General features: G+C 65.1%; 22 protein-coding genes. 10 read left to right on the plus strand and 12 right to left on the minus strand.

Going from position 1 to position 25435, the window contains the following annotated elements; genetic code table 11:
- Positions 1–162: 162 nt before the first annotated feature.
- The 4 genes from AC4D2M_RS10885 to AC4D2M_RS10900 form a co-directional block, all read right to left on the minus strand.
- Positions 163–1494 (minus strand): ABC transporter substrate-binding protein, encoded by a 1332-nt coding sequence (locus AC4D2M_RS10885; RefSeq protein ID WP_490891831.1) that lies wholly within the window; start codon positions 1492–1494, stop codon positions 163–165.
- 69 nt (positions 1495–1563) lie between these two features.
- Positions 1564–2397: a carbohydrate ABC transporter permease gene (locus AC4D2M_RS10890; protein ID WP_490892074.1), complete on the minus strand. Its 834-nt coding sequence runs from the start codon at positions 2395–2397 to the stop codon at positions 1564–1566.
- A gap of 65 nt (positions 2398–2462) precedes the next feature.
- Positions 2463–3395 carry a carbohydrate ABC transporter permease gene (locus AC4D2M_RS10895; RefSeq protein ID WP_490891833.1) on the minus strand — a complete coding sequence of 311 codons (933 nt, stop codon included), beginning with the start codon at positions 3393–3395 and terminating at the stop codon, positions 2463–2465.
- The gene (locus AC4D2M_RS10900; protein ID WP_490891834.1) at positions 3395–5419 is read right to left on the minus strand and encodes a beta-galactosidase; all 2025 of its coding nucleotides are present in this window, start codon (positions 5417–5419) and stop codon (positions 3395–3397) included. Before AC4D2M_RS10900 ends, AC4D2M_RS10895 begins: the two co-directional genes overlap by 1 nt.
- A gap of 166 nt (positions 5420–5585) precedes the next feature.
- On the opposite strand from AC4D2M_RS10900, the gene AC4D2M_RS10905 reads away from it, so the two are divergent.
- The 4 genes from AC4D2M_RS10905 to AC4D2M_RS10920 all read left to right on the plus strand — a co-directional run bounded on the left by AC4D2M_RS10905 (position 5586) and on the right by AC4D2M_RS10920 (position 9544).
- On the plus strand, positions 5586–6602 hold the full coding sequence (locus tag AC4D2M_RS10905) for a LacI family DNA-binding transcriptional regulator (RefSeq protein WP_490891837.1): 1017 nt from the start codon (positions 5586–5588) through the stop codon (positions 6600–6602).
- 127 nt (positions 6603–6729) lie between these two features.
- Positions 6730–7863 carry a Re/Si-specific NAD(P)(+) transhydrogenase subunit alpha gene (locus AC4D2M_RS10910; RefSeq protein ID WP_490891839.1) on the plus strand — a complete coding sequence of 378 codons (1134 nt, stop codon included), beginning with the start codon at positions 6730–6732 and terminating at the stop codon, positions 7861–7863.
- Entirely contained in the window at positions 7863–8174 is a 312-nt protein-coding gene (locus AC4D2M_RS10915; RefSeq protein ID WP_490891840.1) for an NAD(P) transhydrogenase subunit alpha part 2, read from the plus strand. The genes AC4D2M_RS10910 and AC4D2M_RS10915 overlap by 1 nt, the downstream gene beginning before the upstream one ends.
- Positions 8171–9544 carry an NAD(P)(+) transhydrogenase (Re/Si-specific) subunit beta gene (locus AC4D2M_RS10920; RefSeq protein ID WP_490891841.1) on the plus strand — a complete coding sequence of 458 codons (1374 nt, stop codon included), beginning with the start codon at positions 8171–8173 and terminating at the stop codon, positions 9542–9544. Before AC4D2M_RS10915 ends, AC4D2M_RS10920 begins: the two co-directional genes overlap by 4 nt.
- A gap of 112 nt (positions 9545–9656) precedes the next feature.
- Here AC4D2M_RS10920 and AC4D2M_RS10925 read toward each other — a convergent pair whose 3' ends face one another.
- The 4 genes from AC4D2M_RS10925 to AC4D2M_RS10940 form a co-directional block, all read right to left on the minus strand.
- Positions 9657–9923 (minus strand): GlsB/YeaQ/YmgE family stress response membrane protein, encoded by a 267-nt coding sequence (locus tag AC4D2M_RS10925; RefSeq protein ID WP_490891842.1) that lies wholly within the window; start codon positions 9921–9923, stop codon positions 9657–9659.
- Between the two features lie 94 nt (positions 9924–10017).
- Positions 10018–11868 (minus strand): pectinesterase family protein, encoded by a 1851-nt coding sequence (locus AC4D2M_RS10930; RefSeq protein ID WP_490891844.1) that lies wholly within the window; start codon positions 11866–11868, stop codon positions 10018–10020.
- Positions 11865–13229, minus strand: a complete 1365-nt coding sequence (locus tag AC4D2M_RS10935) for a pectate lyase family protein (RefSeq protein WP_490891845.1) — start codon at positions 13227–13229, stop codon at positions 11865–11867. Before AC4D2M_RS10935 ends, AC4D2M_RS10930 begins: the two co-directional genes overlap by 4 nt.
- Positions 13230–13364: 135 nt before the next feature.
- On the minus strand, positions 13365–14378 hold the full coding sequence (locus tag AC4D2M_RS10940) for a LacI family DNA-binding transcriptional regulator (RefSeq protein ID WP_490891846.1): 1014 nt from the start codon (positions 14376–14378) through the stop codon (positions 13365–13367).
- Positions 14379–14532: 154 nt separating this feature from the next.
- Here AC4D2M_RS10940 and AC4D2M_RS10945 point away from each other — a divergent pair, with 154 nt between their 5' ends.
- From AC4D2M_RS10945 to AC4D2M_RS10960, 4 genes are read left to right on the plus strand one after another with little or no spacing between them, the layout of a single operon-like run.
- Positions 14533–15951, plus strand: a complete 1419-nt coding sequence (locus AC4D2M_RS10945; protein WP_490891847.1) for a Gfo/Idh/MocA family protein — start codon at positions 14533–14535, stop codon at positions 15949–15951.
- Positions 15920–16900, plus strand: coding sequence for an NAD-dependent epimerase/dehydratase family protein (locus AC4D2M_RS10950; RefSeq protein ID WP_490891848.1), 981 nt, complete (start codon positions 15920–15922; stop codon positions 16898–16900). Before AC4D2M_RS10945 ends, AC4D2M_RS10950 begins: the two co-directional genes overlap by 32 nt.
- Positions 16901–16903: 3 nt before the next feature.
- Positions 16904–17809, plus strand: a complete 906-nt coding sequence (locus AC4D2M_RS10955; RefSeq protein WP_490891849.1) for a 5-dehydro-4-deoxyglucarate dehydratase — start codon at positions 16904–16906, stop codon at positions 17807–17809.
- On the plus strand, positions 17806–18879 hold the full coding sequence (locus AC4D2M_RS10960) for a mandelate racemase/muconate lactonizing enzyme family protein (protein ID WP_490891850.1): 1074 nt from the start codon (positions 17806–17808) through the stop codon (positions 18877–18879). The genes AC4D2M_RS10955 and AC4D2M_RS10960 overlap by 4 nt, the downstream gene beginning before the upstream one ends.
- A gap of 42 nt (positions 18880–18921) precedes the next feature.
- On the opposite strand, the gene AC4D2M_RS10965 is transcribed toward AC4D2M_RS10960, so the two are convergent.
- A complete protein-coding gene (locus AC4D2M_RS10965; protein WP_490891851.1) occupies positions 18922–19629 on the minus strand; it encodes a phosphotransferase family protein in 708 nt (235 codons plus the stop codon).
- A gap of 170 nt (positions 19630–19799) precedes the next feature.
- Between AC4D2M_RS10965 and AC4D2M_RS10970 the strand changes: the two genes are divergently transcribed.
- Positions 19800–20795 carry a ring-cleaving dioxygenase gene (locus AC4D2M_RS10970; RefSeq protein WP_490891852.1) on the plus strand — a complete coding sequence of 332 codons (996 nt, stop codon included), beginning with the start codon at positions 19800–19802 and terminating at the stop codon, positions 20793–20795.
- On the plus strand, positions 20795–21421 hold the full coding sequence (locus tag AC4D2M_RS10975; protein ID WP_490891853.1) for an alpha/beta hydrolase: 627 nt from the start codon (positions 20795–20797) through the stop codon (positions 21419–21421). The genes AC4D2M_RS10970 and AC4D2M_RS10975 overlap by 1 nt, the downstream gene beginning before the upstream one ends.
- 88 nt (positions 21422–21509) lie before the next feature.
- Here the strand turns inward: AC4D2M_RS10975 and AC4D2M_RS10980 are convergent, their stop codons facing one another.
- The 3 genes from AC4D2M_RS10980 to AC4D2M_RS10990 are packed head-to-tail and all read right to left on the minus strand — an operon-like array spanning position 21510 to position 25419.
- Complete coding sequence (locus AC4D2M_RS10980) at positions 21510–22229, minus strand: NYN domain-containing protein (RefSeq protein WP_490891855.1); 720 nt, start codon at positions 22227–22229, stop codon at positions 21510–21512.
- Positions 22230–22279: 50 nt separating this feature from the next.
- Entirely contained in the window at positions 22280–23383 is a 1104-nt protein-coding gene (locus AC4D2M_RS10985) for a M24 family metallopeptidase (protein WP_490891857.1), read from the minus strand.
- A complete protein-coding gene (locus tag AC4D2M_RS10990; RefSeq protein ID WP_490891858.1) occupies positions 23380–25419 on the minus strand; it encodes a DUF6807 family protein in 2040 nt (679 codons plus the stop codon). Before AC4D2M_RS10990 ends, AC4D2M_RS10985 begins: the two co-directional genes overlap by 4 nt.
- Positions 25420–25435: the final 16 nt, after the last annotated feature.

Genomic DNA, 25435 nt, shown 5'->3' on the forward strand with positions numbered 1-25435 from the left:
GATTCCTCAACGGTACAGCCACAGTCTGATGGTGCGCTGTAAATATGCCGTCCGCTGACTATTTCGGTGAACAATGCGGGTATACAATTATCGGCTTGTCGCATGACCGCCGTGAATAAATGACGTTCATGCGACAGGCCGACAAATGTGGAAATGGAGGAGTTACTCGACCACGGGAATGGACTGGGCCTTCAGCGCCTCGACGGTCTGCTCCTCGCCGCGCTTCAGAGCTTCGGACAGCGTGGACTCTCCGCCGATGGCAGCTCCGAACCCATCGGAAACATCCGTGTAGGTCTGAGTCATGGTCGGGCCCCAGGTGAACTCGGGATCAACGTTCCCGGATGCCTCGGCGAAGACGTCGTAGACGGCCTGGCCGCCGAAGAACTCTGACTCTTCGTTGAATGCCTCGAGATCAGCGCCCGCCTTTGCAGCCGGGTAGAGCCCACCGAGCTCGTTCGTCAGAGCGAGCGCCTCGGGGTCGGTGTTGAGCCAGAGGGCAAACTGCGAGGCCTCGTACGGGTGCTCGGATCCCTTCAGCACTGCCGTGGAGGAACCGCCCCAGTTACCTGCGGAGCTCAGGTCTGCGTCCCACTGGGGCATGGGGGCAACTGCCCACTTGCCCGCGGTGTCGGGCGCTCCACTCTGCAGTGTCGAGGTGCCCCAGACCGCTGAGACCCAGGTCCACTGATCGCCCTCGTTGAAGGAAGCGTTCCACTCATCCGAGAAGGAGGGGAGCGTGGACACGAGGTCGTCCTCGAGCAGTCCCTGCCAGTACTCGGCCACCTGCGTGGACTCTTCGCCGGTCAGGTTTACTTCCCAGCCGTCTTCCTCGCTGCTGAACCACTTGCCGCCCGCCTGCCACACCAGGCCGGCGAACCAGTTCACGTCCGAGCGCGGGAAATTGGTGATGTAGCCGCCCTCTTCGCGGATCTGCTCGGCAGCAGTTGCGTACTCTTCCCAGGTGGTCGGGACTTCGATCCCGGCCTGCTCGAAGAGGTCGGCGCGGTAGAACAGTGCCATGGGGCCGCTGTCCTGCGGGACCGCGTAGACGGCGTCTTCTTCTCCGAAGGTCACCTGGTTCCAGGTCCAGTCGATGAACTGGTCGCCGGCGTCACCAATGCCTTCGCAGCCGGCGATATTCTCGAGCCCGTCCTGCACGCGGAAGTTCGGCAGGGCGTCGTATTCGATCTGACCCAGATCGGGTGCATTCCCCGCCTGCAACTGGTTGAAGAAGTTCTGGTAGGTGCCGGAGTTCCCGTTGGGGCCCGTCTGCACCGTCACCTGGATGTCCGGGTTCTCCTCGTTCCACAACTCGACGACCTGGTCCATACCAGGGACCCACGTTGTGAAGTTCAGCTCCACGGGCTCGGTGGACGGCTCGCACGCCGCTGCTTCTGGAGCCCCGGCGGAGTCGCCTCCACCGGAGCAGCCCGCGAGGGCTAGCGCGGAGACCATGACGACGGCGGCGGTGGTCTTTCCGTGATGCATACGCATTCTGTATTTCCTTCTTGTATGGACGGTGCCGGCAGGCGGGTGCCTTCCGGCGATTTCATGCGGTCTGTGTTACTTGACGCTTCCCGCACCGAGCCCGCTGCTCCAGAATCGCTGCAGGCCGAGGAAAGCGATGATGAGGGGAACGATTGAGACCAGCGCACCGATGATCACGTAGGTGCGCAGTTCGGGGATCTGGCTGATCTGGCTGTTCCACGCGTACAGGCCGAGCGTGACCGGGAACAGCGCCTGGTCCCGCAGCATGATCAGCGGGAGGAAGAAGTTGTTCCAGATGGCGACGAACTGGAACAGGAAGATCGTGACGAGTGCCGGTGCCATCAGGCGTGTGGACACCGTAAAGAAGGTCCGTACTTCACCTGAGCCGTCGAGCCGCGCAGCTTCCAGGAGTTCACCGGGGACGCTGGCTGCGGCGTAGATCCGGGCGAGGTAGACACCGAAGGGGCTTACGAGGCTGGGCAGGAAGACCGCCCAGTAGGTGTTCGTCAGGTTCACTTCGCTGAAGATCAGGAACAGGGGCAGAGCCAGTGCAGTCGCGGGCACCAGCACGCCGCTGAGGACGACGTTGAAGATAAGCTCGCGGCCCTTGAACTCGTACTTGGCCAGGGCGTAACCACACATTGCCGCAATGACCGTGCCGAGCAGTGCGCCCGCACCGGCGTAGAGGGCGCTGTTGAGCAGCCACTTGATGAACAACCCGTTCTGATACTGGAACAGTCCGGTGAGGTTGCTGAAGAAGGTGGAGAGGGAGTCCGGTGTGAACCACAGTGGTGCGGATCCGGTGATCTCGCCGCCTGTTTTTGTGGAGGTGACGAGCAACCACCAGATGGGGGTCAGGAAGTAGAGGGTGAAGACTCCCATGATCAGCATCGCTGCGGCGCGCGACATCACGTTTTGCCGGGGGCCTCGTGAGTGTGCCTTCTCTGCGGCGGACAGGGGAGGGGCTGCCGTGGTCATTGGGATACCTTCCGCTGGGTCGCCTTCAGGAAGACAAAGGAGAGGATGAACGTGGCGAGCGCCAGCACAACCGAGAAGGCGGCGGCCAGGTTGTAGTTGGGGATCGACGCCGTGGTGTACACGGCCAGGTTCGGCGTGTAGGTGCTGCTGATTGCCGAGCTGAAGCTCCGCAGGGTCTGCGGTTCGGCGAGCAGCTGAAGTGTGCCGATGATGGAGAACACCGCGGTAAGAATGATGGCCGGCGTCACCAACGGGATCTTGATGCGCCAGGCGATCTGCGCATTGGAAGCGCCGTCGAGCCGTGCCGCCTCGTAGATCTCAGTGGGAATGGCGAGCAGTGACGCATAGATAATGAGCATGTTGTAGCCCACGTAGACCCACGTCACAATGTTGGCGATTGACCATAGCACCAACGACCCGTCGAGGAAGTTGATCTCGGATGTCACGGCGCCGAAGGGCGACAGGGACGGCGAGTAAAGGAAACCCCACATGATGGCGGCGATGACGCCGGGCACGGCATAGGGAGCGAAGAATGCCAGACGGAAGAACCGCTTGCCCTTGAGAAGCGGCGAATCGAGCAGCAGCGCGAACAGGAGCGCCATGCCCAGCATGACCGGAACCTGCACCACGCCGAACAGCAGTACCCGGCCGACGGAAGCCCAGAATGCCTGGTCCTGGAAGACGATGGCGTACTGGGTGAACCCGCCGAATACCTGCTGCGGTGGTCCGAACGTTCCTTCGCGCTCCACCGTGAGCAGCGACTGGATCACAGCGAAGATGATCGGCGCCGCGTAGAAGAGGATGAAGAGCACGGCAAACGGTGCAACGAAGACGGCTACCGCCCTGCGCGTACTGCGCCCCTTCTGCGTCTTGCGCGGTGTTTTCCCTTTAGCGCCCGGCGGCGTGTGGGTCTGGTCCAGAGTAGCCATCAGTTGGCCTCCTTGCCTGTTGAATCGGTGCGCACAACGCGTACGGTGCCTGCCGGTACAACGACGACGTCGGCGACCTCGGTCCCGAGCACCATTTCGTTCCCGGTGATTCGGTGTTTGTAATCCTGCGTGGTGTGGTTGATGAAGAAGACGTAGCGCTGGTCCCCGGACACCCGCTCGACGGTTTCGACGCCACGGGTTCCGGGAACGGGAATTCCGGCGTGGCGGGCGGCGTCGCCGATCACTTCAATCAGTGATTCCTTCGCAAGCGAGGTGCCAAGGTACCAGGCGGCGCCGTCGTGAAAGGAGTTGCGTGTGACCGCCGGGGTGCCGGCCAGCGGGCCTTCACTGATTGTCAGAACTGCTTCAGCGCTCGTCACGTGAAGCGCCTCGCTCCAGAGTGCCGCCGTCGTGCCGTTTGATAGTGGCAGCTGCTGGCCGGCGGCCAGCGGATGGAATTCTTCCACCCGGACGCCGAGCAGGTCACGGAAGGCGCCGGGGTAGCCTCCGGGCCGGACCCGCTCGTTTTCGTCCACGATGCCGCTGAAGAAGGAGACGACGGCGTTGCCTCCCTGGCGCACATAGTCCGTGAGCCGGCGGGCGTCCTCGTCGGACACGAGGTACAGCGCCGGAACGAGCACGAGGTCGTAGGCGGTGAAGTCGCCGTCGGGCGGCAGGAAATCGGCCGTGATGCCCGCGTCCCAGAGCGCACCGTAGAGCGCGTGCACCTGATCGAGGTAGCGCAGGTCGGAGGAGGGGTGGGAATCGGAATCGCAGGCCCACCAGGCTTCCCAGCTGAAGACCACCGCGGCACGCGCTGTGACCGTGCTTCCGGCGATTTCGCGCAGGCGGCCCAGCGTGGCGCCAAGCTCACTGACCTCGCGCCAGATCTTCGACTCGGTCCCGGCGTGGGGGAGCATGGCGGAGTGGAATTTCTCGCTGCCCTGCAGCGATGCCCGCCATTGGAAGAAGCACAACCCATCGGCACCACGCGCGAGGTGGGCCAGGGAGTTCCGCAGCAGCTCACCGGGCGCCTTTGCAATGTTCCGGGGCTGCCAGTTGACGGCGCTGGTGGCGTGCTCCATCAGGATCCAGGACTGGTTCCGGGCGAGGCCGCGGGTGAGATCCGCCGCGAAGGCAATCTCCTGCACCGGGTCATCCAGGCGGTGGTCGGGGTAGTGGTCGTTGGCGATGACGTCCATCTCCGGCGCCCACTGCCAGTAGTTTTGCGTGCGGATGTGCGCGGTCACCATGAAGTTGGTGGTGACGGGAACGTTGCTGGAGGTTCGTAGCACCTCGGCCTCGGCCCGGTAGTACCCGAGGAGCTCGTCCGAGCTGAAGCGCCGAAAGTCCAGTGTCTGCGTCGGGTTGGGGGTGGCGTGCGGGGTGCGCGGAGGAAGGATTTGCTCCCACGCTGAGTACCGCTGGCTCCAGAAGGCGGTGCCCCAGGCGGTGTTGAGGGCCTCAAGGCTTGCGTAGCGGTCCTGCAGCCAACGGCGGAAGGAAGCGGCGGAGGTGTCGCAGTAGCAGAGGGCGTTGTGGCAGCCCAATTCGTTCGAGACGTGCCAGAGGCGGAGCGCGGGGTGCTCGCCGTACCTGCGCGCGATTTCCTCGACCAGCCGGATCGCATGGGAACGGAAAACGGGGGAGCTGGGGCACCAGGCCTGGCGTCCGCCCGGCCAGCGGGTGTCGCCGTCGACCGTTACGGGAAGGATCTCCGGGTATGCGGTGCTCAGCCACGGCGGTGGGGAAGCCGTGCCGGTTCCCAGGTTCACGCCGATGCCGTTGTCGTGGAGGAGGTCCATGATGGCGTCGAGCCGGGTGAAAGTGAAGGTCTCGGCGTCGGGCTGCAGTTCTGCCCAGCCGAAAATGTTGATGGCAACCAGATTGACACCGGCCTCCCGCATCAGCCGGACGTCCTCTGCCCAGGTGGCTTCATCCCACTGCTCGGGGTTGTAGTCACAACCGAAAACCAGATCGCCGTTTGGGGCGAGCTGGGCGATCGGAGAGGTATTGGTGAGCACACTGGTCCTTGGCTGGTTGTCTTCGCGTTCTGTGAACGTTCCCAGAGGCGGTCGCGTGAGATGAAGTGCGGTGATCTGGGAACGTTCACAGAGTAGTGTGCGTCACAGCGGCATGTCAACGTTTATTCTGATCCTGCCGGATTCCCAGCTCCGTTACAGTAGCGGTATGGACTCCACTCGCACGCGACGGCGGCGGGCAACTATCAACGACGTTGCCTCTGCTGCAGGCTTGTCGCGGGGGACCGTTTCCCGCGTGGTGAACGGGGAAAAGTACGTCTCGCCCGAGGCAAAAATGGCGGTCGAATCCGCAATCGCCAAGGTCGGTTACGTACGCAACTCGGCGGCGCGGAACCTCGTGCGGCAGGAGTCCCGGGCCATCGGCCTCATCATCCATGAGCCACACTCGCTGTTGTTCGAGGACCCCAACATCGGGTCCATTCTCCTCGGCGCCAACTCGGTGCTCTCCGCAGCCGATTATCAGCTCGTGTCGCTGATAATCGACACTGCCCGCGACAGTGACCGGGTGGCCGACTACCTGCGTGGCGGGCTGGTTGACGGTGCCGTCATTATCTCCGCCAGGACCGCCGATCCCATCGCGACGGCGGTGCGGAACCTCAGGATCCCGGCCGCTTTTGTGGGTCACCCGCCGGGCACCCCCGACATTCCGTACGTGGGGATCGACAACGAGACCGCTGCCCAGACCATCGTTCAGCGGCTGCTGGACACCGGCCGTACCAGGGTGGGCATGATTGCGTGCGCACTTGATCGTGACTCGGGCCAGGACCGGCTCGCAGGGTTCCGGAAAGCGCTCGGCCCCGCGTTCGATCCCGAGCTCGTTCTCGAGTTCCCGCTGTACACCTATGCCGCAGGCGCGGATGGCATGGCCGAGCTCCTGCGCCGGCGGCCGGACCTCGACGGCGTTTTCGCCGCCTCGGATGCGGTGGCAGCGGGTGCCATGACCACCCTGCAGGAGCAGGGGCGCAGGGTGCCCGACGACGTCGGAATAGTCGGCTTCGATGACAGCAGTTGGGCGCTGCGCTGCAAGCCGCAGCTGTCCACGGTGAAGCAGCCGGCGGACCTGCTGGGACGTGCGGCCGCCGAACTGGTTCTCGCGCAGATCGAAGGCAAGGACGCCGAGGTGCGGATGCTCAGTACGTCCGTGGTGTGGCGGGAGTCCGCCTGACCCGGCGGAACCGCACATAACCTTCCCGCAACACCGCAGGGTGTTCCGTTCCGCGAACACGCGTGCTGTGTGATGCTAAGTTCCAGCGGCTGGGCGACGGCGCCCCCGTTCGGAAGGGTGCCAGATCGTGTTGGTGGGAGTGAAGCGGGAAACCCGTGCCGGTGAACGCCGTGTGGCGGCTACGCCCGCCTCCGTCCGCCAACTCACGAAGCTCGGTCTGGACGTCGCCGTGGAATCACTGGCCGGTGTCCAGGCAGGTCATGACGACGACGCCTACCGCGCCTCCGGAGCGGACGTCGCTCCCCGCCTCGGCCAGGTCGACGTCCTGTGCCACGTAGCACCCCTGACAGCGGATGACGCCGGCCAGTTGAGCCCTGGCACGGTCACCGTCGGCTTTGCGTCACCGGCCGCAGAGCTTGCCACCGTTCGGGCCCTGGCGCAGGCCGGAGTGACCTCATTCGCGCTCGAACTGGTCCCGCGAATCTCCCGTGCCCAGTCCATGGATGCGCTGTCCTCCCAGTCCCTCGTTGCCGGGTACCGCGCGGTTCTGGAAGCCGCGATCCGGTTCCCGCGCTTCTTCCCCCTGTACATGACCGCCGCGGGAACCGTGCCGCCGGCACGCGTCCTGGTGCTCGGCGCCGGGGTTGCAGGACTTCAGGCAATCGGCACGGCGAAGCGGCTTGGCGCGCGGGTGTCCGCCTACGACGTCCGTCCTGCCTCCGCCGAGGAGGTCACCTCCCTCGGCGGTACCTTCATCAATCTGGACCTGGAGACCATTGAGGGCACCGGCGGGTATGCCCGCGAGATGAGCGAGGACCGTGCCCAGCGCCAGCGCGAACTCCTCGCGCCGCATATTGCCGCCTCCGACGTCCTCATCACCACCGCCGCCGTACCCGGCCGGCGGGCGCCGCTGCTCGTGACCACCGCCATGGTGCAGGGGATGAAGGGCGGTGCCGTCGTCGTCGATCTGGCCGCCGAGACCGGCGGCAATGTGGAGGGCGTGCAGGCCGGGCACGACGTCGTCGTTCCCGCTTCCGGCGGCGATGTCACCCTGGTGGGGATGAAGGATGCTGCATCGGCGATGGCTGCCGACGCCTCCCGACTGTTCGCCGCGAACGTTGCGAATCTGGTGGAGCTCATGACCGTCGATGGGCGTGTGGTGCCCGACTTCACCGACGACGTCGTTGCCGGTGCCTGCCTCACCCACGACGGCAAGGTGATGCACCAACCCACGGCGGCTGCGCTGAAAGGAGTTACCTGATGGACCTTCCCGCCCTGCTCACCGTGGTGGTGCTTGCCGTGTTCGTCGGCTTTGAGGTGGTCTCCAAAGTGACGAGCACGCTCCACACTCCGCTCATGTCCGGCGCGAACGCAATCCACGGGATCATCCTCATCGGTGCCATCCTCGTAGCCGGCCATGCCACTGAACCGCTGCTGCTCGGATTGGCGCTGCTGGCGGTGCTGCTCGCGACGGTGAACCTCGTGGGCGGATTCGTGGTGACCGACCGGATGCTCCATATGTTCAGGGGCCGCAACCGGGCAGGGCAGTCCGTCAGGAAGCCTGACGCATGAACATCCTCCCGGCGGAAGCGACTGCGTTGCTGTACCTGGCGGTCGCCGTGTGCTTCATCGTGGCGCTCAAGGGCCTGAGTTCTCCCCGCACTGCCCGTCGCGGGAACCTGATCGGGGCCGGTGGAGCTGCGCTCGCCGTCGTGACGGTCCTCCTCTCCGCCCGGCTGGAAAACCTGCCCGCCATCCTCGTGGCGGTCGCCCTGGGCGCCGGGATTGCCGCACCGATTGCGCGGCGGGTTCAGATGACCCAGATGCCCCAGCTCGTGGCTCTCTTCAACGGCGTTGGCGGTGGTGCAGCGGCGCTGGTGGCAATCCTTGAACTGGCCGGAACCGACGCCGCCTGGGTGCGCGCCGCCGTCGTCTTCACGCTCGTGGTGGGTGCGGTGTCGTTCGCCGGGTCGGGGGTCACGGTGGCGAAGCTGCAGGAACTGATCACCACGCGGCCGGTCATCTTCAGCGGCATGCGGTGGGTGATGACGGCCGTCGTCGTCGTACTCCTGGTTGCGGCGGTACTGGTGACGGTGACGGGGAACGTGGTGTGGGCGACCGTCCTGCTGCTGCTTGGACTGGCAGGCGGCGTACTGCTGGTGTTGCCGGTCGGCGGGGCGGACGTCCCAATTGTTATCTCGCTACTCAACGCGTTTACGGGGCTTGCCGTGGCGGCGTCCGGCATCGTGCTGGACAACGTGTTGTTGCTGGTCGCAGGGACGCTGGTTGGCGCGAGCGGCACCATCCTGACCCGGGCGATGGCGGCAGCGATGGGGCGCGGCGTCGGAGGAATTCTCTTCGGTGCGTTCCGCGGCGGTTCGACGGCGGGGGCAGGCGCGGTGAGCGAGCGTCCGGTGCGGGCGTCGGGGCCGGACGACGTTTCCGTGATGCTCGGGTATGCGCAGCGGGTGGTGATTGTGCCGGGATACGGCCTCGCGGTGTCGCAGGGACAGCACACGATCGCGGAGCTCGCCGAGGCACTGGAGGCCCGCGGAGTGGAAGTGTCTTTCGCAATCCACCCGGTCGCGGGACGGATGCCGGGCCACATGAATGTGCTCCTGGCGGAAGCCAATGTGCCGTACGAGTCGCTGAGGGAGATGGCCGAAGTGAATCCGGAGTTCCGGAACATGGACGTCGCCCTGGTTGTGGGCGCGAACGACGTCGTGAATCCGGCCGCGAAGTCATCACCGGGTTCGCCGATCTACGGGATGCCGATTCTCGAGGTGGCTGATGCCGGGCAGGTGGTATTCCTGAAGCGGTCGATGCGCCCGGGATTCGCGGGCATCGAGAATGAGTTGCTGTACTCGCCGAAAACCACCCTGCTGTTCGGCGACGCCAAGGAGTCGCTGACCCGGGTGCTCAGTGCGGTGAAGGCGCTCTGACCGTGCACTTCGCACACCTCCGAGGTTAGGTCTGCGGCGCTAAACAGCTCAATCCGGACACTCCGGAGAGGTTTTGCCTCCAGAATTTCCGGATTGAGCAGGTTTCCGCTGGTTACCGGCGGACGCTGCGGTTGCGACGCCCTGACATGCTCTCGGCAACGCCGATCAGCAGTACGGCTGCGATGACCGCAACAATGAAGCCGAGGACGTTCAACTCGAAGATGTCGCCGGTCCCGAGCAGATTCGCAATCACGCCGCCGATCACCGATCCGGCAAGTCCGAGCAGAAGTGTTGCGAGTATTCCGAGGTTCTGCTTGCCAGGCTTGATGAGCCGGGCAAGCGCCCCAATGATCAATCCGGCAATGATGAAGCCAATCATGATGCCTCCTTCAGGTTAGTGTTCCTTCAAAGAACAGTAAGCCTGCTTTGTAATGCAGCGCAAACTGCCTCGCATCAGCTCTGCCGGCACGCCACTACACGGTGGTGTCTGCAGTTGATCGAGCGAGCTGTGGTTGCCACCAGTCCTGACCCCGGAGGTAGTGACTGGCCGTGAAACTCGCAGCCTGTTCGTTGGTCATCTGCGGACGATCGGCCGAGTGCGCTGAACCCGGTCCGCTGTTGTGGAACTCGTGGAACCGCGCGTCCTTCCAGGAGAAGCCGCTCATGTCCGTCCAGGGCGATGGTTTGACGTGGGCGCCGAGGTGGCTGTTTCGGACCAGAACCTGTGCGATGGCTGCGGGATCGCCGCTGGGATGCCATGGCCGCCCCAAGTGCACGGTGCGCCGGGCGGCGTTGGACTCGAAGCGGCACTCGTCGAACAGGTACCCGTATTGGAAGCGCTGGTTGATGCTTCCCGCCGTAACATAACCGTTGTTCGAGGACGAGCCCCGGTCGAGCGACTCAATCGAACAGCGCTGGAAGACCGCCGTCGCCCGTCCGAAGATGAAGTCGACGTCTCCCTGCACGTGTGTATTGATGAAGAACTGGCGGGACATGGTTTGGGCGTTCGGGGTGTTGACGAGCAACGAGTCCTGATTTCCGAGAATGCGTACATCTTCGAAAACGCAACGGTCAGCCGTCACATGCACGGCCACGGCCTGCCGGTTCCTGATGTGCCCATTCGCCGCCTCGTCGAAGTCATTGCTGAAGGTGAGGTTCCTCGCATGGAAATCCGCTCCGTCGAGTCGCGTTGAAGCACTTCCGCTGGTTCCATAGGTGCCGGAGCCGTCAGGTTTGAGGGTGCCGGCCGCATTGTCGAAAACGAGAACGACGTCGTCGGGAGTCGCTCCCGTTCCAACCAGGCTCACCCGCGGCTTGGTTCGCGGGACGAGGACCAGCTCCCTGTACTGCCCGGGTGCGATGTGGATTTCATGACGCTTCTCCGCCTGGTCCGGCACCGCGTTGATCGCGGCCTGCACGCTGCCGAATTGCCGTCCAGGGCCGACGTCGAGGACCACAGGTCTGTCGACAGGGCGTTCAGACGGCCAGAACATGCCTGTCAGGAGGCTCTCGGCAGGAAGCCCGACAGTCCGGGGATCCTGCGGAGCGAGCTCCAGTTCAGACAGTCCGGCGGAAACCAGATGGGCGACGGCGAGCGCGCCTTCGGCCCGGAAGTGGGTGTTGTCCTGCACCCCCGCCGGATACTGCGGGAACTCACCCGGTGAGGTGTAGAGGAACATCCCGGTGGTGCCCTCGGGGCCCAACTGTTGCCACAGCCCGAGCGATGAGCGCGTCAGGTCAATCAGCGGTGTTCCGGTGGCAGTTGCCAGTTCGCGCATCGCGGCCGGATATTCGCCGTGAGACTCCCTGGCATTTCCCGCAGTGTCGAAACGGCGGCGCTCTACGGGAGTGACCAGGATCGGGTGCGCTCCGGCGGCTCGAGCACCGCGGATGAAACCGGTCAGGTACTCCTTGTAGGTGGTTTGCGGATAGGTTCCGCGAGTCGGATCAGTAGTCTTTTCGTCGTTGTGGCCGAAGGAAATGAGCAGGTAGTCTCCGGAGCTCAGCATCGCGAGTGTTTCGGCGGCGAGCCCGGAATCGGTGAAACTCTTCGACGATGCGCCGGACAGCGCCCGGTTCACCACCCTTGAACCCGAGTTGAGCGCAAGGGGGAGGGCCTGTCCCCAGCCTGCCCGCGGCAGTTCCCGATGTGCGTAGGTCGACGCGGTGGAATCTCCTACAACGAAGATGGTGGGTTGTCCTGGGCCACCGGTTGGTGTCCCTGATTCCGCGGCGGATACACCGGCACCCAGAGTCAGGAAGCCGGCAGTACCGGCGATCCCGGTGAGCACCGTCCTGCGGTTGATGGATTGATCGAAGATCACCGGGTGCCTCCCGCAGTGAAGACAGGACCGACATTGCCCTTGAGGATTGCCGGTACCGCCTGCGCGGGGTGGACCTTTGTGCGCAGGACCGGCTGCCAGGAGGTGTCCTCGGCGAGCTGCTTGTCCGCAGGAGCACTGGCGTTGTAGGCGGCGCGGAGATCGAGCACATGGCCGTTGACGGTGTTGTCGATCGTCGTGATCGTGGTGCCCTTCCAGTGCGCAATGATCTCCGCCGGGTCAACGTCCGGTGTCAGGGTGAAAGCATTCGCTTCGGCCCAGATGTGGGACTGGACGCCAACCCCGAGGCTGTACTGGTAAGGGACCCTGGCCTGATCGTTGACAACGAAGTGGTTGTTGTACGCGTCAACCTGTCCGTAGCGCAGGCGCGGTGCCCGCTGCCCCACGTTCACGAACTCGTTGTGGTGCAGGGTGACACGTAGCTTCCCTGGATCTCCGCGCCCCGGTGAATCCGTAGAACCGATCAGCATGAGCTTGTCCCGGTCAGCGAAACGGTTGTAGGAGACGGTCACAAGATCCGAGCCGTTGGTGATGTCGATGGCGCCGTCATGCTGCTGGTGGGACCGGCCGAAGTAGGTTGGGGCCTCGTCGTCGAAATACGGGTCGTCGGTGTAATGGTTATGGTCCATCCAGATGTTGGTCGCCCGGTTGATGATCTGGACCATGTCGTATTCGCTGTTCCAGTTTCCCGAACTGCCATCGGTCGGGTCCCACTGGGGGAAGCAGTCAATAACGCCTTTGTGGTGGAGGTTCCGAACTATTACGTTGCTGGCACCGTTGATGCGCAGGGACAGCCCATTGAGTGCCGCGTCCGGTGAAGCGCCCACAATGGTGGTGTTACTCGGCACGTCAACGAGGATGGTTGCGCGTTGCTTCTGTGCCGCCCGTTTTCTGGCTTCTTCCTGGGTCCCCTCGGGCTCACGGTCCCAGCCCCAGGTGGCAGGATCATACGCCGCAAGGTACGCAGCGAGGGAATAGCCCGTGCCCGTTGCGTACTGGTCGCAGGAAAGTGCGTTGCCGGCGTCGTCTGCGTTTCCCAGCAGTTCGCCGTGCACGCGGATGATCTTCGCATTGTCGCCGGCACTCGCAAAGGCGGCCTTGAGTTCGGCGCGGGTGGAGACGTCGAAAATCCGGTCAGCGGCAGCCCCGGATCCTCCGGTGGTACCGGCCCCGAAGGAGCCCCAGCCGTCGTTGGCGGGAAGGGTCTGGTGCTCGAGCGGAACGGATGGCGTTTGTGCTGGTGGAGCCGCGTGGGATGGCGGCTGGGCGTTGGCAGGTGCGCCGGCTGTCGAGACCAGTGTCGCGACGCACAGCAGTGTGAGGGCAGGACGAAACAGACTCACTGAGATTCTCCTCATTGAGATTGGAGTGATTGTTCGAAAGCTTTCTTGCGGCGACTCGACGAGGCGCCGACCCCGGTAGCCGCAACTATAGGAAAGCGTTTTCTCGGCTGTCAACCACCCGGGTCTCCGGAGGGATCAGCGCGCCGCCCGCGCAGTGCTCCCGCGGCGGCGAACCTCCGGCTGGAAAGTGGTGTGCGCCGGTTCCGAATGAGCTTCACCCAGGAGGCGCCGCATCTCGTGCCAGGCCTGCTCGCCGATATCGTTGATCGGCACAGCCGCCGTGGTGAGCGGCGGAGTGGTGTAGTTGGCGAACGGAATGTCGTCGAATCCGGTCACGGAGATTTCCCCGGGGACGTCGATGCCCCGTTCATGGAGGCCGCTCAGCAGACCCATGGCAACGAGGTCATTGAATGCGAGGACGCCGGTCGCGCCGGTTTCCAGGACGCCGTCTACGGAGCTATGCCCGGCTTCGAAGCTGGAGCCGCCGGGCAGCACGGCCAGTTCAATGCCAGGGTGATCGACGCGGAATTTCTCGAGTCCCTGGAGCCGTGCCTGGTTGCCTGCGCTTCGCTCCGGCCCGGCGAGGAAGGCAAGCGAGGTGTGGCCGAGGTCTATGAGATACGCAGCCAGGTCCTGGATGCCCTGGCCGTAATCGACCACAAGGCTGGGGGTCTCGGCGTCCGCCGTGGAGCGGTTGATGAGCACCAGCGGGCGCAGCGAGGGCACCAGGGCCTCAAGTTCAGTCTCATTCATGCGCGGTGCGCAGAGCACGACGCCGTCACACCGCCGTCGTGCTTCGCCTGCCAGGATGGATTCTTCGCTGGACACCTCGGAGGAGTCAGCGATCAGGACACGGTAGCCATCCTGCGCGGCGGCGCGGCTCACTCCGCGGAGCATGCCCTGGAAGGTGGGGTTGGCGAGGTCCGGAACGACGACGCCGATCGTGTCGGTTTTGCCCAGCGCCAGGCTGCGTCCCACTGCGTTGGGTTGGTAGTTCAGTTCCGCAGCAGCGGTCCTGACCCGGGCGGCGATCTCGGGGTCAACCGAGAAGTTGCCGTTCATGACGCGTGAGACCGAGGCCAGCGAGACTCCTGCCCGCTGTGCGACGTCGGTGATGCCTACCCTGCGGTTGGCAGTTTTCCTGGCCATAGGTTCCTCATCCGGGTGGGGAATCGGTGCCCCCGCAGCAAATGGTTGACGGGTGCACCGGTGTGTTGATAGAAAGCATATAACCTTTTCCAGAAAACGTTTTCTCGCATCAAGGCGTCGCATCATCGCCGATGCAGGCGACTGAAGGAGCCCCATGAGTACCGCCCCGCACACACTTCCCGCCGCGCAGCAGGCGCAGGAGCACGAACGCACCCGTCTGGCCCTGATCGGCACCGGCTCCCGCGCTGAGATGTACGTCCGCGCCGCGCTTGGCGATCACGCCTCCTCAGCCGAACTGGTGGCCATCAGCGACACCAATCCGGGGCGGGTTGAGTACTACCTCAACCTCGTTGCGGAATTATCACCGGCAACACAGGTTGCGCAGTTCCGGCCGGAGGATCTGACGCAATTCATCCGGGATAACAGCATCGGCCGCGTCATTGTCACCACGCCTGATTTTACCCACGCCGACTACATCGTCGAGGCTCTGGAAGCTGGCGCCGACGTCGTGGTGGAAAAGCCGCTCACCATCAACGACGACGGCTGCCGCCGGATCTGCGACGCAATCGGCCGCACGGGACGCGACGTCGTCGTGACCTTCAACTACCGTTACTCGCCCCGGAACAGCGCCCTGAAGGAGATCATCCAAAGCGGCGCGATCGGCACTGTCACTTCCATCGACTTCAGCTGGATGCTCGACACCGTCCACGGAGCCGACTACTTCCGCCGCTGGCACCGGCAGAAGGAGAACTCCGGCGGCCTCCTGATCCACAAGGCCTCCCATCACTTCGACCTCGTGAACTGGTGGATCGAGGACGTTCCCGAACGCGTCTTCGCCAGTGGGGGACTGCGCTTCTACGGCGACAGCAACGCTGCCGGGCGCGGGCTCACGAACCGCCCCGAGCGCGGCACCACGGACTCCGCCGCGGGTGATCCGTTCGCCCTGGACCTCCGTGAGGATGAGCGACTCAACGCCCTCTACTACGCCAACGAACACCACGACGGGTACCAGCGCGACCAGGACGTCTTCGCCCCCGGAATCACGATCGAGGACAACCTCGCCCTCGTGGTCGACTACCAGTCCGGACCGACCCTCAGCTATTCACTCAACGCGCACAGCCCCTGGGAAGGCTACCGGGTCGCGGTGAACGGAACGCTCGGGCGTGCCGAGCTCGAGGTCGTGGAGAGAGCTGCGGTCTCCAACAGCACCGATCAGAAAAACGTGGTCGACCCAAGCGCCACCCCGGTGGAGGAGGACGACGCGGTCCGGGTCAACGGTGAACGCCTCATCCTCCAGCGCCACTGGGAGCCCGCCGTGGAAATCCCGATCGTGAACGGAGAGGGAGGGCACGGCGGCGGTGATGCCCTGCTGCTCGCGGACCTGTTCGAGGGGCCGGGGGATGACCCGCTCGGCAGGCCGTCCGGCTACCTGGACGGACTGCGCGCCGTCGCCGTGGGCATTGCCGGCAACGCGTCGCTCGAATCCTCGCTGCCCGTCAGGATCAGCGAGCTCAACCTCGGTGCGGATCTCGCCGCGGACCGTGCGGAGAACGGGCGAGTACGCCGTGGCTGAGCGGGCGCAGACCGTGGTCCTCATCACGGGCGGCTCCGGCAGGCTTGGCCGCAGCGTGGTGACCGGCCTTGCTGGAGCAGGCTACGACGTCGTCTCCGTGGACCGCGCGCCCGTCCCGGAAGGTGCGTTCCCAGCGCATGTCCGGCAGGAGTCGGTTGACCTGCTGGCGGCGGGCGAGGCCCGCCGGGTCATCGAAGAGCACCGGCCCGATGCCGTCATCCACCTTGCTGCGATCGCCGTCCCCTTCAGCGCCCCGGAAGATGTCATCCTCCAGACCAACAGCCAGCTCGCCTTCCAGGTCATGGGCGCGGCCACGGAGCTGGGCGTCAGCCGGATCATCACCGCGTCCAGTCCGACGGTGCTCGGCTACGGCTCACCGGCCGGGTGGATGCCGGAGGCGTTCCCCCTCGATGAGGAAACGACGCCGAAACCCTGGAACGCGTACGCCCTCTCCAAACTGCTCGCCGAACAGACCATGCGCATGTTCGCTGCCGCACAGGGCGACCGCATCCGTTACGCGGCGTTCCGGCCCTGCTATGTCATCTCGCCGGAGGAATGGGCGGGTGCGCCCACGCAGCAGGGGAACACCGTCGTCGAACGGCTGGATGATCCGTCGCTTTCCGCACCGGCCGTCTTCAACTACGTCGACGCGCGGGATGTGGCGGATTTCCTCGACGTCCTGCTGCAGTCCATGGACCGCATTCCGAATGCGGAAACGTTCTTCGTTGGCGCTGCGGACGCGCTCGCCCGTGAGCCGTTGTCCGTACTCATTCCGCGCTACCTTCCTGCTGTGGGCGCGCTCGCTTCCAACCTGAGCGGCACCAGCCCGGCCTTCTCGATTGAGAAGGCGCGCAGGCTCCTCGGGTGGGAACCTAAGCGCAGCTGGCGCACTGAACTCAGCGAATCTCAGGAGTCCGAGTTGGCCTCCACAATCCAGGAAGCCAGGTAAGTCATGCAGTTCAACGGAGTGCTGTTTTTCCCCGTCACACCCTTCTCACCCACGGGGTCAGTTGATACCGCAAAGCTTCGCGAGCACATTGAGTCCCGGCTCAGTCACCAGCCGGGTGGGGTCTTTCCTGCCTGCGGCACCGGTGAGTTCCACGCCCTCGACATCGAGGAGATCCGCGCCGTCGTCACGACGGCTGCGAGCGCTGTCGATGGGCAGGTCCCGGTGATCGCCGGAGCCGGTGGCCCGCTCGGCCACGCCCGCGCTGCGGCGAAGGTTGCGGAGGAGGCCGGTGCCGATGCGCTGCTCGTGCTGCCGCCCTACCTCGTAAAGGGCCCCACCGACGGGCTGGTTGCCTATGTCGAGGACGTAGCCGCCGCGTCGAGCCTTCCGGTCATCATCTACCACCGCGCCAACGGGGTGTTCACGGCCGACGCCGTTGCCCGGCTGGCCGCCAACCCGAAGGTGATCGGCTTCAAGGACGGTGTGGGCGACGTCGGCCTGGCACAGGAGATCGTGTCCGCAGTCGCAGCCACGGGTCGCACCGATTTCCAGTTCTTCAACGGCCTGCTGACCGCCGAACTCAGCCAGGGGGCCTACCGCGGACTTGGAATTCCGCTTTACTCTTCCGCGGCATTTGCCATGGCACCGGATACTGCCACCGCGTACTACCGCGCCTACATCGACAATGACGAAGCGGCCCGGCACCGCCTGCTCGAAGGCTTCTACGCACCGCTGGTGCGCCTGCGCGACCAGGCGCCCGGCTTTGGCGTCTCGCTCATCAAGGCTGGCCTGCGGCTGGACGGGTTCGACGTCGGCTCCGTCCGCCCGCCGCTGGTCGACCCCACCGAGAGCCAGTTGGTTGAGCTCAAGGCGATCCTCACCGCCGGCCGGGAGCTCGTGGCAGCATGAGCCCGAAGATCACCGGCCTCACCGCACGCCTCATCACGGTGCCCCTGCGGCGCGCCTGGGGAGCGGACGTCCCGGAAAACCACTTCATCGCAACCACGGTGACCACGGACGACGGCGGTGTGGGCCACGGCTTCTCCTGGACCCCCACCATCGGGCCGCAGGCAGTACTGGCGTTGCTGGAAAATGACATCGCACCGTTCATAGCAGGACTTCCTGCACGCCCCGAGGAGGTCTGGGACGCGCTATGGGTCCGGCTCCACGAGGCCGGCGGGGGAGGGCTGACCACCATAGCGATGGCCGGCGTCGACCTCGCCCTCTGGGACCTGGCCGGGCGCCAGGCCGGCTGCTCGGTTCCGGACCTGTTGGGCCGGCGTCGTGAGAGCGTGCCGGTATACGGGTCCGGAGTGAACCTGCATTACAGCCTCGACGAGCTGGTTGAGCAGGCACAGCGCTGGGTCGCCGAGGGCAGGCAGGCTGTGAAGGTGAAGGTCGGGAAGCCGGACCTGCGCGAGGATGCCGAGCGCATCGCCGCAGTCCGGGAGGTCATCGGCCCGGATCGCGCGCTCATGATCGATGCCAATCAACGGTGGGACCTGCCCACCACCCTGCGCGCGCTTGAGTGGCTCGCAGAGTACGGCCTGCACTGGCTCGAGGAGCCTATTCGTGCCGACGACCTCTCGGCTTACCGCCGGCTGCGCCGCTCCTCACCGGTGCCCATCGCATTGGGCGAGAACGTGCACACCATCTACCGGTTCCGGGATTTCATCGAGGCGGACGCGGTCGACATCATCCAGCCCAACATCATCCGGGTCGGTGGCATCACTCCGTTCCGGCGCATCGTGGAGCTCGCGCGGGCCAACAGCATCGCCGTGGCCCCGCACCTGCTTCCCGAGCTTTCCGGTCAGCTTGCTTCCACCCTCGCGGAGACGGCGTGGGTCGAAGCGGTCGACGGCGCCACTCTGGGCGAGTTGGGCATCCTTGCCGGACCGTCGCCGGTCAGCATCACGGAATCGGGGCTCACCGTGACCGGGCAGCCGGGACTCGGCTTGGAGTTCACCGCGCCGCGCTGAGTGCTCGGCCTGCTGACGCGAGGAGCAGGCCCACAAGCGCGGTCAGCTCTTCCAGTGCCGCAGCGGGATCCTCGTTGGGGAGGGCTGCCGCGTCGCGGCGTCTGCCCTGCCTCGGTGCCCGCGACGACGTCGACGGCGAGCTTCCAGCGAAGTGCGATCGCGGCGTGGAAGCCCAGACGTATCTCCTCGAAGGTGATGTCGTGTACCTCCAAGCGGAGAGCATCGGCGTAGCTGTCCAGCATCGTCATTGACGATCGGCACTACGACGCCGGCCAGGACATCACGTCGGCGGACCGACGAGAAGGCAAGTGATGCCAGGTCCGCTCCCACCGGACCAGCGCCGACCGATTCCCAGTCAATGAGAATCGTCCCGGCGCCGGAGGAGAAGATGTTCGCACCGGCGGCGTCGTGGTGGCACAGCGTGTGCGGAAGTACTTCCAGGATTTTGCGGAAGCGGACTTGCTCGAGGATCAGTTGCTCGGCGCCGGCCAGTGGGTCACCGAGATGCGCGACGGCGTCGGGGTGGGCTCGGCGCAGCGTCGCCAACCCTTGTTCGACGGCTTCAGGCTGGCTGTGGCGGTCGATCCACTCCGTGAAGTACCAGGGCTCAGCGAGTTCGCGGTGGGCCCACTGACCTGCCATGCCGCCCAGGTCGCGTGCGGCGTCGAACTCCCGCCTGCCGTTATCCAAGAGGTACGGAGAGGCCAAACCAGAGCCCTCGGTATGCTTCTCGATCAGTGACCACGGCACGTTCCCACGGTCGACAGCTGCATACCCCCGGAGCCGACTTACCGTGCGGTGGGCGAGGAACGCATCGTAATCCAGGTAACGCCCGGTCGAGGGAATAACTTCGAAGGTACATGTATTTGCATGTATATGCGTCGACCGCAGGGGCCGGCTGAAAGTTCCGGAGGATCACCATGACAGCGCAAACCCCGGGTCTGCACCACGTCACCGCGATCGCAGGTGACCCGCAGGCCAACGTCGACTTCTATATCCGTGGCCTCGGGCTCCGGCTCGTGAAGAAGACCGTCAATTTCGATGACCCGTCCACCTACCACCTCTACTACGGCGACGACGCAGGCAGGCCGGGCTCTCTCATGACCTTCTTCCCGTGGGGCCAGGTAGCGCCCGGGCGGATTGGTTCCGGCCAGTCGACAACCACTGCGTTCTCTGTCCCCGAGGGAAGCCTTGGCTGGTGGCAGGATCACTTCCGCGCCCTCGGCGTGGAGTCCTCCGTCGCGGGGGTCTCCGCGGATGAGGAGAGGTTGTCGCTGCGCGATCCCGACGGACTCCAACTCGACCTTGTGGCCTCCTCCATCTCCGACCCCCGAGATCCATGGGATTCATCCTTTGTCCCCGCTGAGCACGCCGTGCGCGGCCAACACTCGTCGGTGCTTACAGTCGCCAACCCTGAGCGCACACTGCGCGTGCTCACCGAAGACCTCGGCCTACGGATCACCGGCGAGTCACAGGGCCGTACCCGTCTGGAAGCGGGTGACGGCGGCGCAGGAAACACGATCGACGTCGTCGCTGATACGTCCGGGCAACCCGGCCTGGTGGCCGGCGGCACCGTGCACCACATCGCCTTCCGGGTCCCGGACAAAGCCACCCAGGAACTGTGGCGGCAGGACCTCGTTGAACGGGGCTTCGCCGTCACGGCCATTTTGGACCGTCAGTACTTCACCTCGATCTACTTCCGGGAACCGGGCGGTGTGCTCTTCGAGATCGCGACCGATACCCCTGGTTTCAACGTCGACGAACCGCTGCTTGAGCTTGGCCGGTCGTTGAAACTCCCGCCGTGGCTTGAACCCTCACGTGAAGACATCGAAGCGTCCGTGGCAGCCGTGGAAGTGCCGGAGGACAACAACGTACTCACCGGCCGCACCGCCGCGGGCTCCACCGACAACGCCTGATGGCCGGCCCACAGCTCACCGACTGGCCTCACCTGTACCGGGAGGGCGCTACTGACCGACCCGTGCTCCTGATGCTGCACGGCACCGGCTCGAATGAGCACGAGATCACCGCGCTGGCAGCGGAGTTGGATCCGAACGCGTCCGTCCTCGCGCCGCGCGGCCGGACGCAGGAAAACGGCATGCTTCGCTGGTTTGCGCGGCGTGCTGAGGGAGTGTTCGACGTCGACGACGTTCTTGTGCGAGCCGGTGAGCTTGCTGGCTTCATCGAGAACGCACGGGAGGGCTATGTTCTCGGCGACCGGCAGATCGTCGCTGTTGGCTTCTCCAACGGCGCCAATATTGCGCTGGCAACGGCGATGCTTCATCCCGAGTCCCTCGACTGCGTGATCGCATTCTCCGGGATGTACCCGTTCGGCGAGCGGCGCCAGGAGATCGACCTGTCCGGCAGCCGTTTCCTGGTGCTCAATGGACAAGCGGACCCTATGGCACCACTGGACAGTGTCACCACACTGGTGTCCGAGCTGCAGCGCCAGGGGGCCGCCGTCGGACAGGTTTTGCGGGCGGGCGGCCACGGCATTGATCGCTCGGACCAGAGCGCCGCCGTCGACTGGCTTGGCAGCCTGTAAAAAGAAGCACCTCTGGTGGGTTCCGGCGTCGTAAAGCCACCAGAGCTGCGCAAAACTTCCCTAGACCTCCAGGGTCACCGGCCGCACATCAGACCTTGCGGTTATCCCGCACGTAAACCGTCAAGTCTTGCCGCTTGACTTGGAACATGCCCGTCGCTTCAACCAGCTCACTCAACTTCGTGTAGCCGTAATTCCGGGAGTCGAAGGAGGCCTGATTACTAATCTGATGGCCTACTACGCCCAAATGTGCCCAGCCATCATCTCCGCTAGCTGCGTCCACGGCGCTGCGCAGCATCAGCATCAGGCGGGCATCGCCTCTCAACTTCTGTGATTCGCGAGGCGCCGGTACCGTTCCGTTGCCTTCTGCTAGTTGCTGGCCGAGACCTTCAACATAGGTGAACTGAGAGCACGCGTTGATGAAAGGCTTGGGTGTCTTCTGTTCTCCGAATCCGTATACCTTGAGACCGTCGGTCAGCACGCGCATAACCAGTGGGGTGAAATCGGCGTCACTCGAAACGAAGGCAAATGCGTCAACCGATCGGGTATACAGCAGGTCCATGGCGTCAATAATCATCGCCATATCGGATGCGTTCTTGCCCGTGCTGTAGGCGAACTGCTGGATTGGACGGATTGCGTACGTGTGGAGTGTGTCTTCCCACGGCTTCATACTCGGGCTTTTCCAGTTGCCGTAGGCGCGTCGAATATTGGCCGTGCCGTACCGGGCAACTTCCGCAAGGATCACATCGACCTTTGAAGCCGGCGCGTTTTCAGCATCGATCAGTAGGGCGATGCGCTTCTCGTCAGTCACTTGCTGAGCATGTCGGGGAACTGGCACAAGGTCAACTGCGCAAAACTTCCCTAGACCTCCAGGGTAACCGGCCGCAGGAGTCCGTTGACCTCGACCGTCGGCCAGCGCTCGTCAACGCTGAGCACTTTGATGCCCTCGGCAGTGAGGAGCACAGTGTCCTCGATCTTGACCCCTGGGCCGGACGGGTTCCACGTGAATGCCTGATTCAGTACCACCTCGTCATCGGTGGACGCCGTGACTCTCGGGTCCCTGCCCGCATACCCTGCGGGACCGCCCTGGTGATGCAGCCGCCACTGGTCCGGCCCAAAGCCGTGGGCGTCATACGAGCGCTGGATGACGTCGAAGATTGCATCCAGCCGCGCACCCGGGACCGTCGCCGCGAAGATGTCCGATTCAACTGCGGCAATCCGCGCCTCGGAATCGCGCTCGGCGGCCGTCGATCCGTCGAAACGAACCCAGCGCGTGACATTCGCGACCATGCCGTGTCGCCTCGCGCATACAACCGCCATCGCCCGCCGCCCCAACGGTGACGCCGTCGGGAGCGGGTGGCGGAAGGCGGAGCGTTCGCGGCCGTTGCACAGCAGGACCAGGGGCTCCGCGTCCATCGCGATGACCCGAGCTGCCAGTTCCGCGGAGATGTCACGTTCAGGCGTGTGCGGCCGCGCCGCTGAGAGGACATCGGTCATGGCCCGTGCTACCTCGCGGTTGAGCTCGGCGTACTGCTCGGCTTCGACCGGAAGGAGGGACCGCCGCGCCTCGCGCAGTTCCCGCCGGACGCTCGCCTCGTCGAGCGGTTCGGCTGGGGATAGCCGGCGGGCCACCTCGTCCACGGAACCGTGCCACGGGACGGGATGAACGACGACGCCGGTCGGCAACTCCTCGCGCATCAACCGGTCCGCCTCGTTGTTGAAAGTCACCAGGTGGTCCCGCTCGCGGTCAATCAGCAGGGCGGCGATCGGATCGCCCGCGAGGCTGATATGCAGGCGGCTGCCGCCCAGATACCAGGTCATAGCCGTGTTGGTGGTGAGCAGCAGGGAGTCATGGCCGGTGCGGTCGAGGATGTCGAGGACCCGACGGCGTTTGATCGCACGCTCGTCGGCGAGATCCGCTGTTGGCTCCGCGACAGACAGCCCGGGCTCTGAGGTGGTGGTCATGGATGCCTTTCTTCGGCCGCGAGTGCACGGATTGCCTCGGCGGTCAGGGCGCCGTCGGCAATGAGAACGGTGACGGAGCGGGTAAGCGGGGATTCGCGTGTGGTGGTAACTGGGCGGTCCCAGGCGAGTGCCAGACCCACTCCCGGGTAGCCTTCGGCCCGCACGAACCAAGGGTCAGCGGTGTTGTCGTCGGGCAGGAAGAGAAGCGTCGCCAGTTGACCATCGAAGGTCCCCTGCCAGCACAGCCAGTCGGACACGGTGCCGTGGACGTCCGCTTCACCGGAGGCGTCCGCCGTCGTAATCGCGGGGTTTTCGCAGGCGGGGAGGCGCCAGAAGAAGCCGCCGTAGCCACCGCCGTCCCGCCCGTTCGATCCCGGGCTTCCGAGGTGCACGGGACCGTCCATGACGGGAGTGAGGGCGAACTCGAGCGAGAGTGCCCACACTGCGTCATTCACGGAGCGCCAGGTGATCCGGCGCGCTTCGTGCAGTAGCGTGGCGCCGTCAGGGCCGCTCCAGCGAAGGGTCTCCTCGAGGAAATCATTCTGTTGGGTGATCGCGGTGCGGGAGATCCGGCCGTGGTCCGGGCGCCAGACGTAGCCCTGCTGCTCGCGCCGATAGGTGCGCCCGCCCCAGAAGTTGACGCCGTTGACGTCCTGAATGGCAACGCCGACCCCGAGGTGCCAGACGTGGTCAGCGGGGAAATGATCGGTGACAACCACTCCGCCGCGTGTCGTGAGCGGGTGCAGATAGGGGCGGGGCGACAGCAGGGGAGTGACGGCGGAGCCGTCCCGGTAGGAGCCCACCGGGCGGCCGTCGAGCACAACAGGCAAGGACGACGACGCGCGCGCCCAGCCCGGATCAAGCTCACTGAACGTCGCCTGCGCCAGGCAGGCCCGCTGCAGGAGATCCTCGATGCCGTGTACGACGGGGCGCGCATCCTCCCCGTCGCCCTCCCAGGTGACGTACGCGGGGTCGATGGGGTGGGGTGGCGGTGCCAGCCGGACTGCGTCGAGGACCCGCATGAAAGCACCCGAGGAGTCGAGCGGACTGATCAGCGGAGTTCCGGCTGCTCGGTGCTCGAGGAGGTTTTCCAGCAGGTCGGCGCGCCCGAAGTGCTCAGCTACGGTCCCCTCGGCGGTGGTGACCGCCAGTTCGTCTTCGGTGTAATACAGCACGGCGGTCCCCTGTGTGCCGTGGAGCGTGACGCTGGGTCGCGTCTGCTCCGCGGCACACAGGGTAAGTGCGAGTGTGACGACGGAGCCGGGAGCTGTGCGCACCCGGATAGCCGAGGTGTCGTCGCACTCGATGTCGTGTGCCCGGTACAGGTCAGTCTCGACGGTAGCCACGTCGGACGCCTTCCTTGCACCAGCCACACGGAGGGCGGTCGCAACCGCATGGGCGAGTGGGTTCGTGGCCACGCCGTCGACCACGTCCACTCCATCCAGGGTCCGTTTCCCCGCCCAGCGTGAGCGCGCAAAGTAGCCCCGGGTTCGCACCCAGGCTCCGAGCGCGCTGACGCCGCGGACCGAACCCAGCGATCCCGATGCCACGAGATCGTCGATCCGGTCCAGCGCTGCCGAGCCCAGACTCTGAAACCCGGTCTGCACGGCAACGCCTGCTTTTTCCGCAGCAGTCAGAAGCGATTCGTACTGCTCCATCGACGCCACGGGAGGCTTCTCGACATACACATCCGCGCCCGCCGCGATCGCCGCGTGGGCGAGCGGCGCATGGGCCTGGATTGGGGTGGCGATAACGACGACGTCGGGCGCCACCCCTGCAGCAAGCAGGTCCTCCAGATTGTCGAACACGCCGACCTCGCTACCCAGCGTCCCCTCAGCGGGAGGGCGGGGGTCCGCCACGGCTACCAGCCGCGCGGCGCCCCCGGCCTCAAGCCGCCGAAGGTTGTCCAGGTGCCGGGCGCCGTACCCGTGGACGCCGACCAGGGCCACTCGCGCAACGCGGACGGATCCGTCGTGGCCCTGATGGTCGGCGGTATCTGCCGAGGAGTTCAGCGGACGGGGTGCGGGGTCGAGCATGATCGTTGTTCCGTTC

This window comes from Arthrobacter sp. TJ-270 (assembly GCF_058269075.1).

Excerpts from the sequence above, each read along its gene's own strand:
- AC4D2M_RS10885 (WP_490891831.1), bottom strand. The coding sequence starts at position 1,494 with ATGCGTATGCATCACGGAAAGACCACCGCCGCCGTCGTCATGGTCTCC.
- AC4D2M_RS10890 (WP_490892074.1), bottom strand. The coding sequence starts at position 2,397 with ATGTCGCGCGCCGCAGCGATGCTGATCATGGGAGTCTTCACCCTCTAC.
- AC4D2M_RS10895 (WP_490891833.1), bottom strand. The coding sequence starts at position 3,395 with ATGGCTACTCTGGACCAGACCCACACGCCGCCGGGCGCTAAAGGGAAA.
- AC4D2M_RS10905 (WP_490891837.1), top strand. The coding sequence starts at position 5,586 with ATGGACTCCACTCGCACGCGACGGCGGCGGGCAACTATCAACGACGTT.
- AC4D2M_RS10915 (WP_490891840.1), top strand. The coding sequence starts at position 7,863 with ATGGACCTTCCCGCCCTGCTCACCGTGGTGGTGCTTGCCGTGTTCGTC.
- AC4D2M_RS10920 (WP_490891841.1), top strand. The coding sequence starts at position 8,171 with ATGAACATCCTCCCGGCGGAAGCGACTGCGTTGCTGTACCTGGCGGTC.
- AC4D2M_RS10925 (WP_490891842.1), bottom strand. The coding sequence starts at position 9,923 with ATGATTGGCTTCATCATTGCCGGATTGATCATTGGGGCGCTTGCCCGG.
- AC4D2M_RS10940 (WP_490891846.1), bottom strand. The coding sequence starts at position 14,378 with ATGGCCAGGAAAACTGCCAACCGCAGGGTAGGCATCACCGACGTCGCA.
- AC4D2M_RS10945 (WP_490891847.1), top strand. The coding sequence starts at position 14,533 with ATGAGTACCGCCCCGCACACACTTCCCGCCGCGCAGCAGGCGCAGGAG.
- AC4D2M_RS10955 (WP_490891849.1), top strand. The coding sequence starts at position 16,904 with ATGCAGTTCAACGGAGTGCTGTTTTTCCCCGTCACACCCTTCTCACCC.
- AC4D2M_RS10960 (WP_490891850.1), top strand. The coding sequence starts at position 17,806 with ATGAGCCCGAAGATCACCGGCCTCACCGCACGCCTCATCACGGTGCCC.
- AC4D2M_RS10970 (WP_490891852.1), top strand. The coding sequence starts at position 19,800 with ATGACAGCGCAAACCCCGGGTCTGCACCACGTCACCGCGATCGCAGGT.
- AC4D2M_RS10975 (WP_490891853.1), top strand. The coding sequence starts at position 20,795 with ATGGCCGGCCCACAGCTCACCGACTGGCCTCACCTGTACCGGGAGGGC.
- AC4D2M_RS10985 (WP_490891857.1), bottom strand. The coding sequence starts at position 23,383 with ATGACCACCACCTCAGAGCCCGGGCTGTCTGTCGCGGAGCCAACAGCG.
- AC4D2M_RS10990 (WP_490891858.1), bottom strand. The coding sequence starts at position 25,419 with ATGCTCGACCCCGCACCCCGTCCGCTGAACTCCTCGGCAGATACCGCC.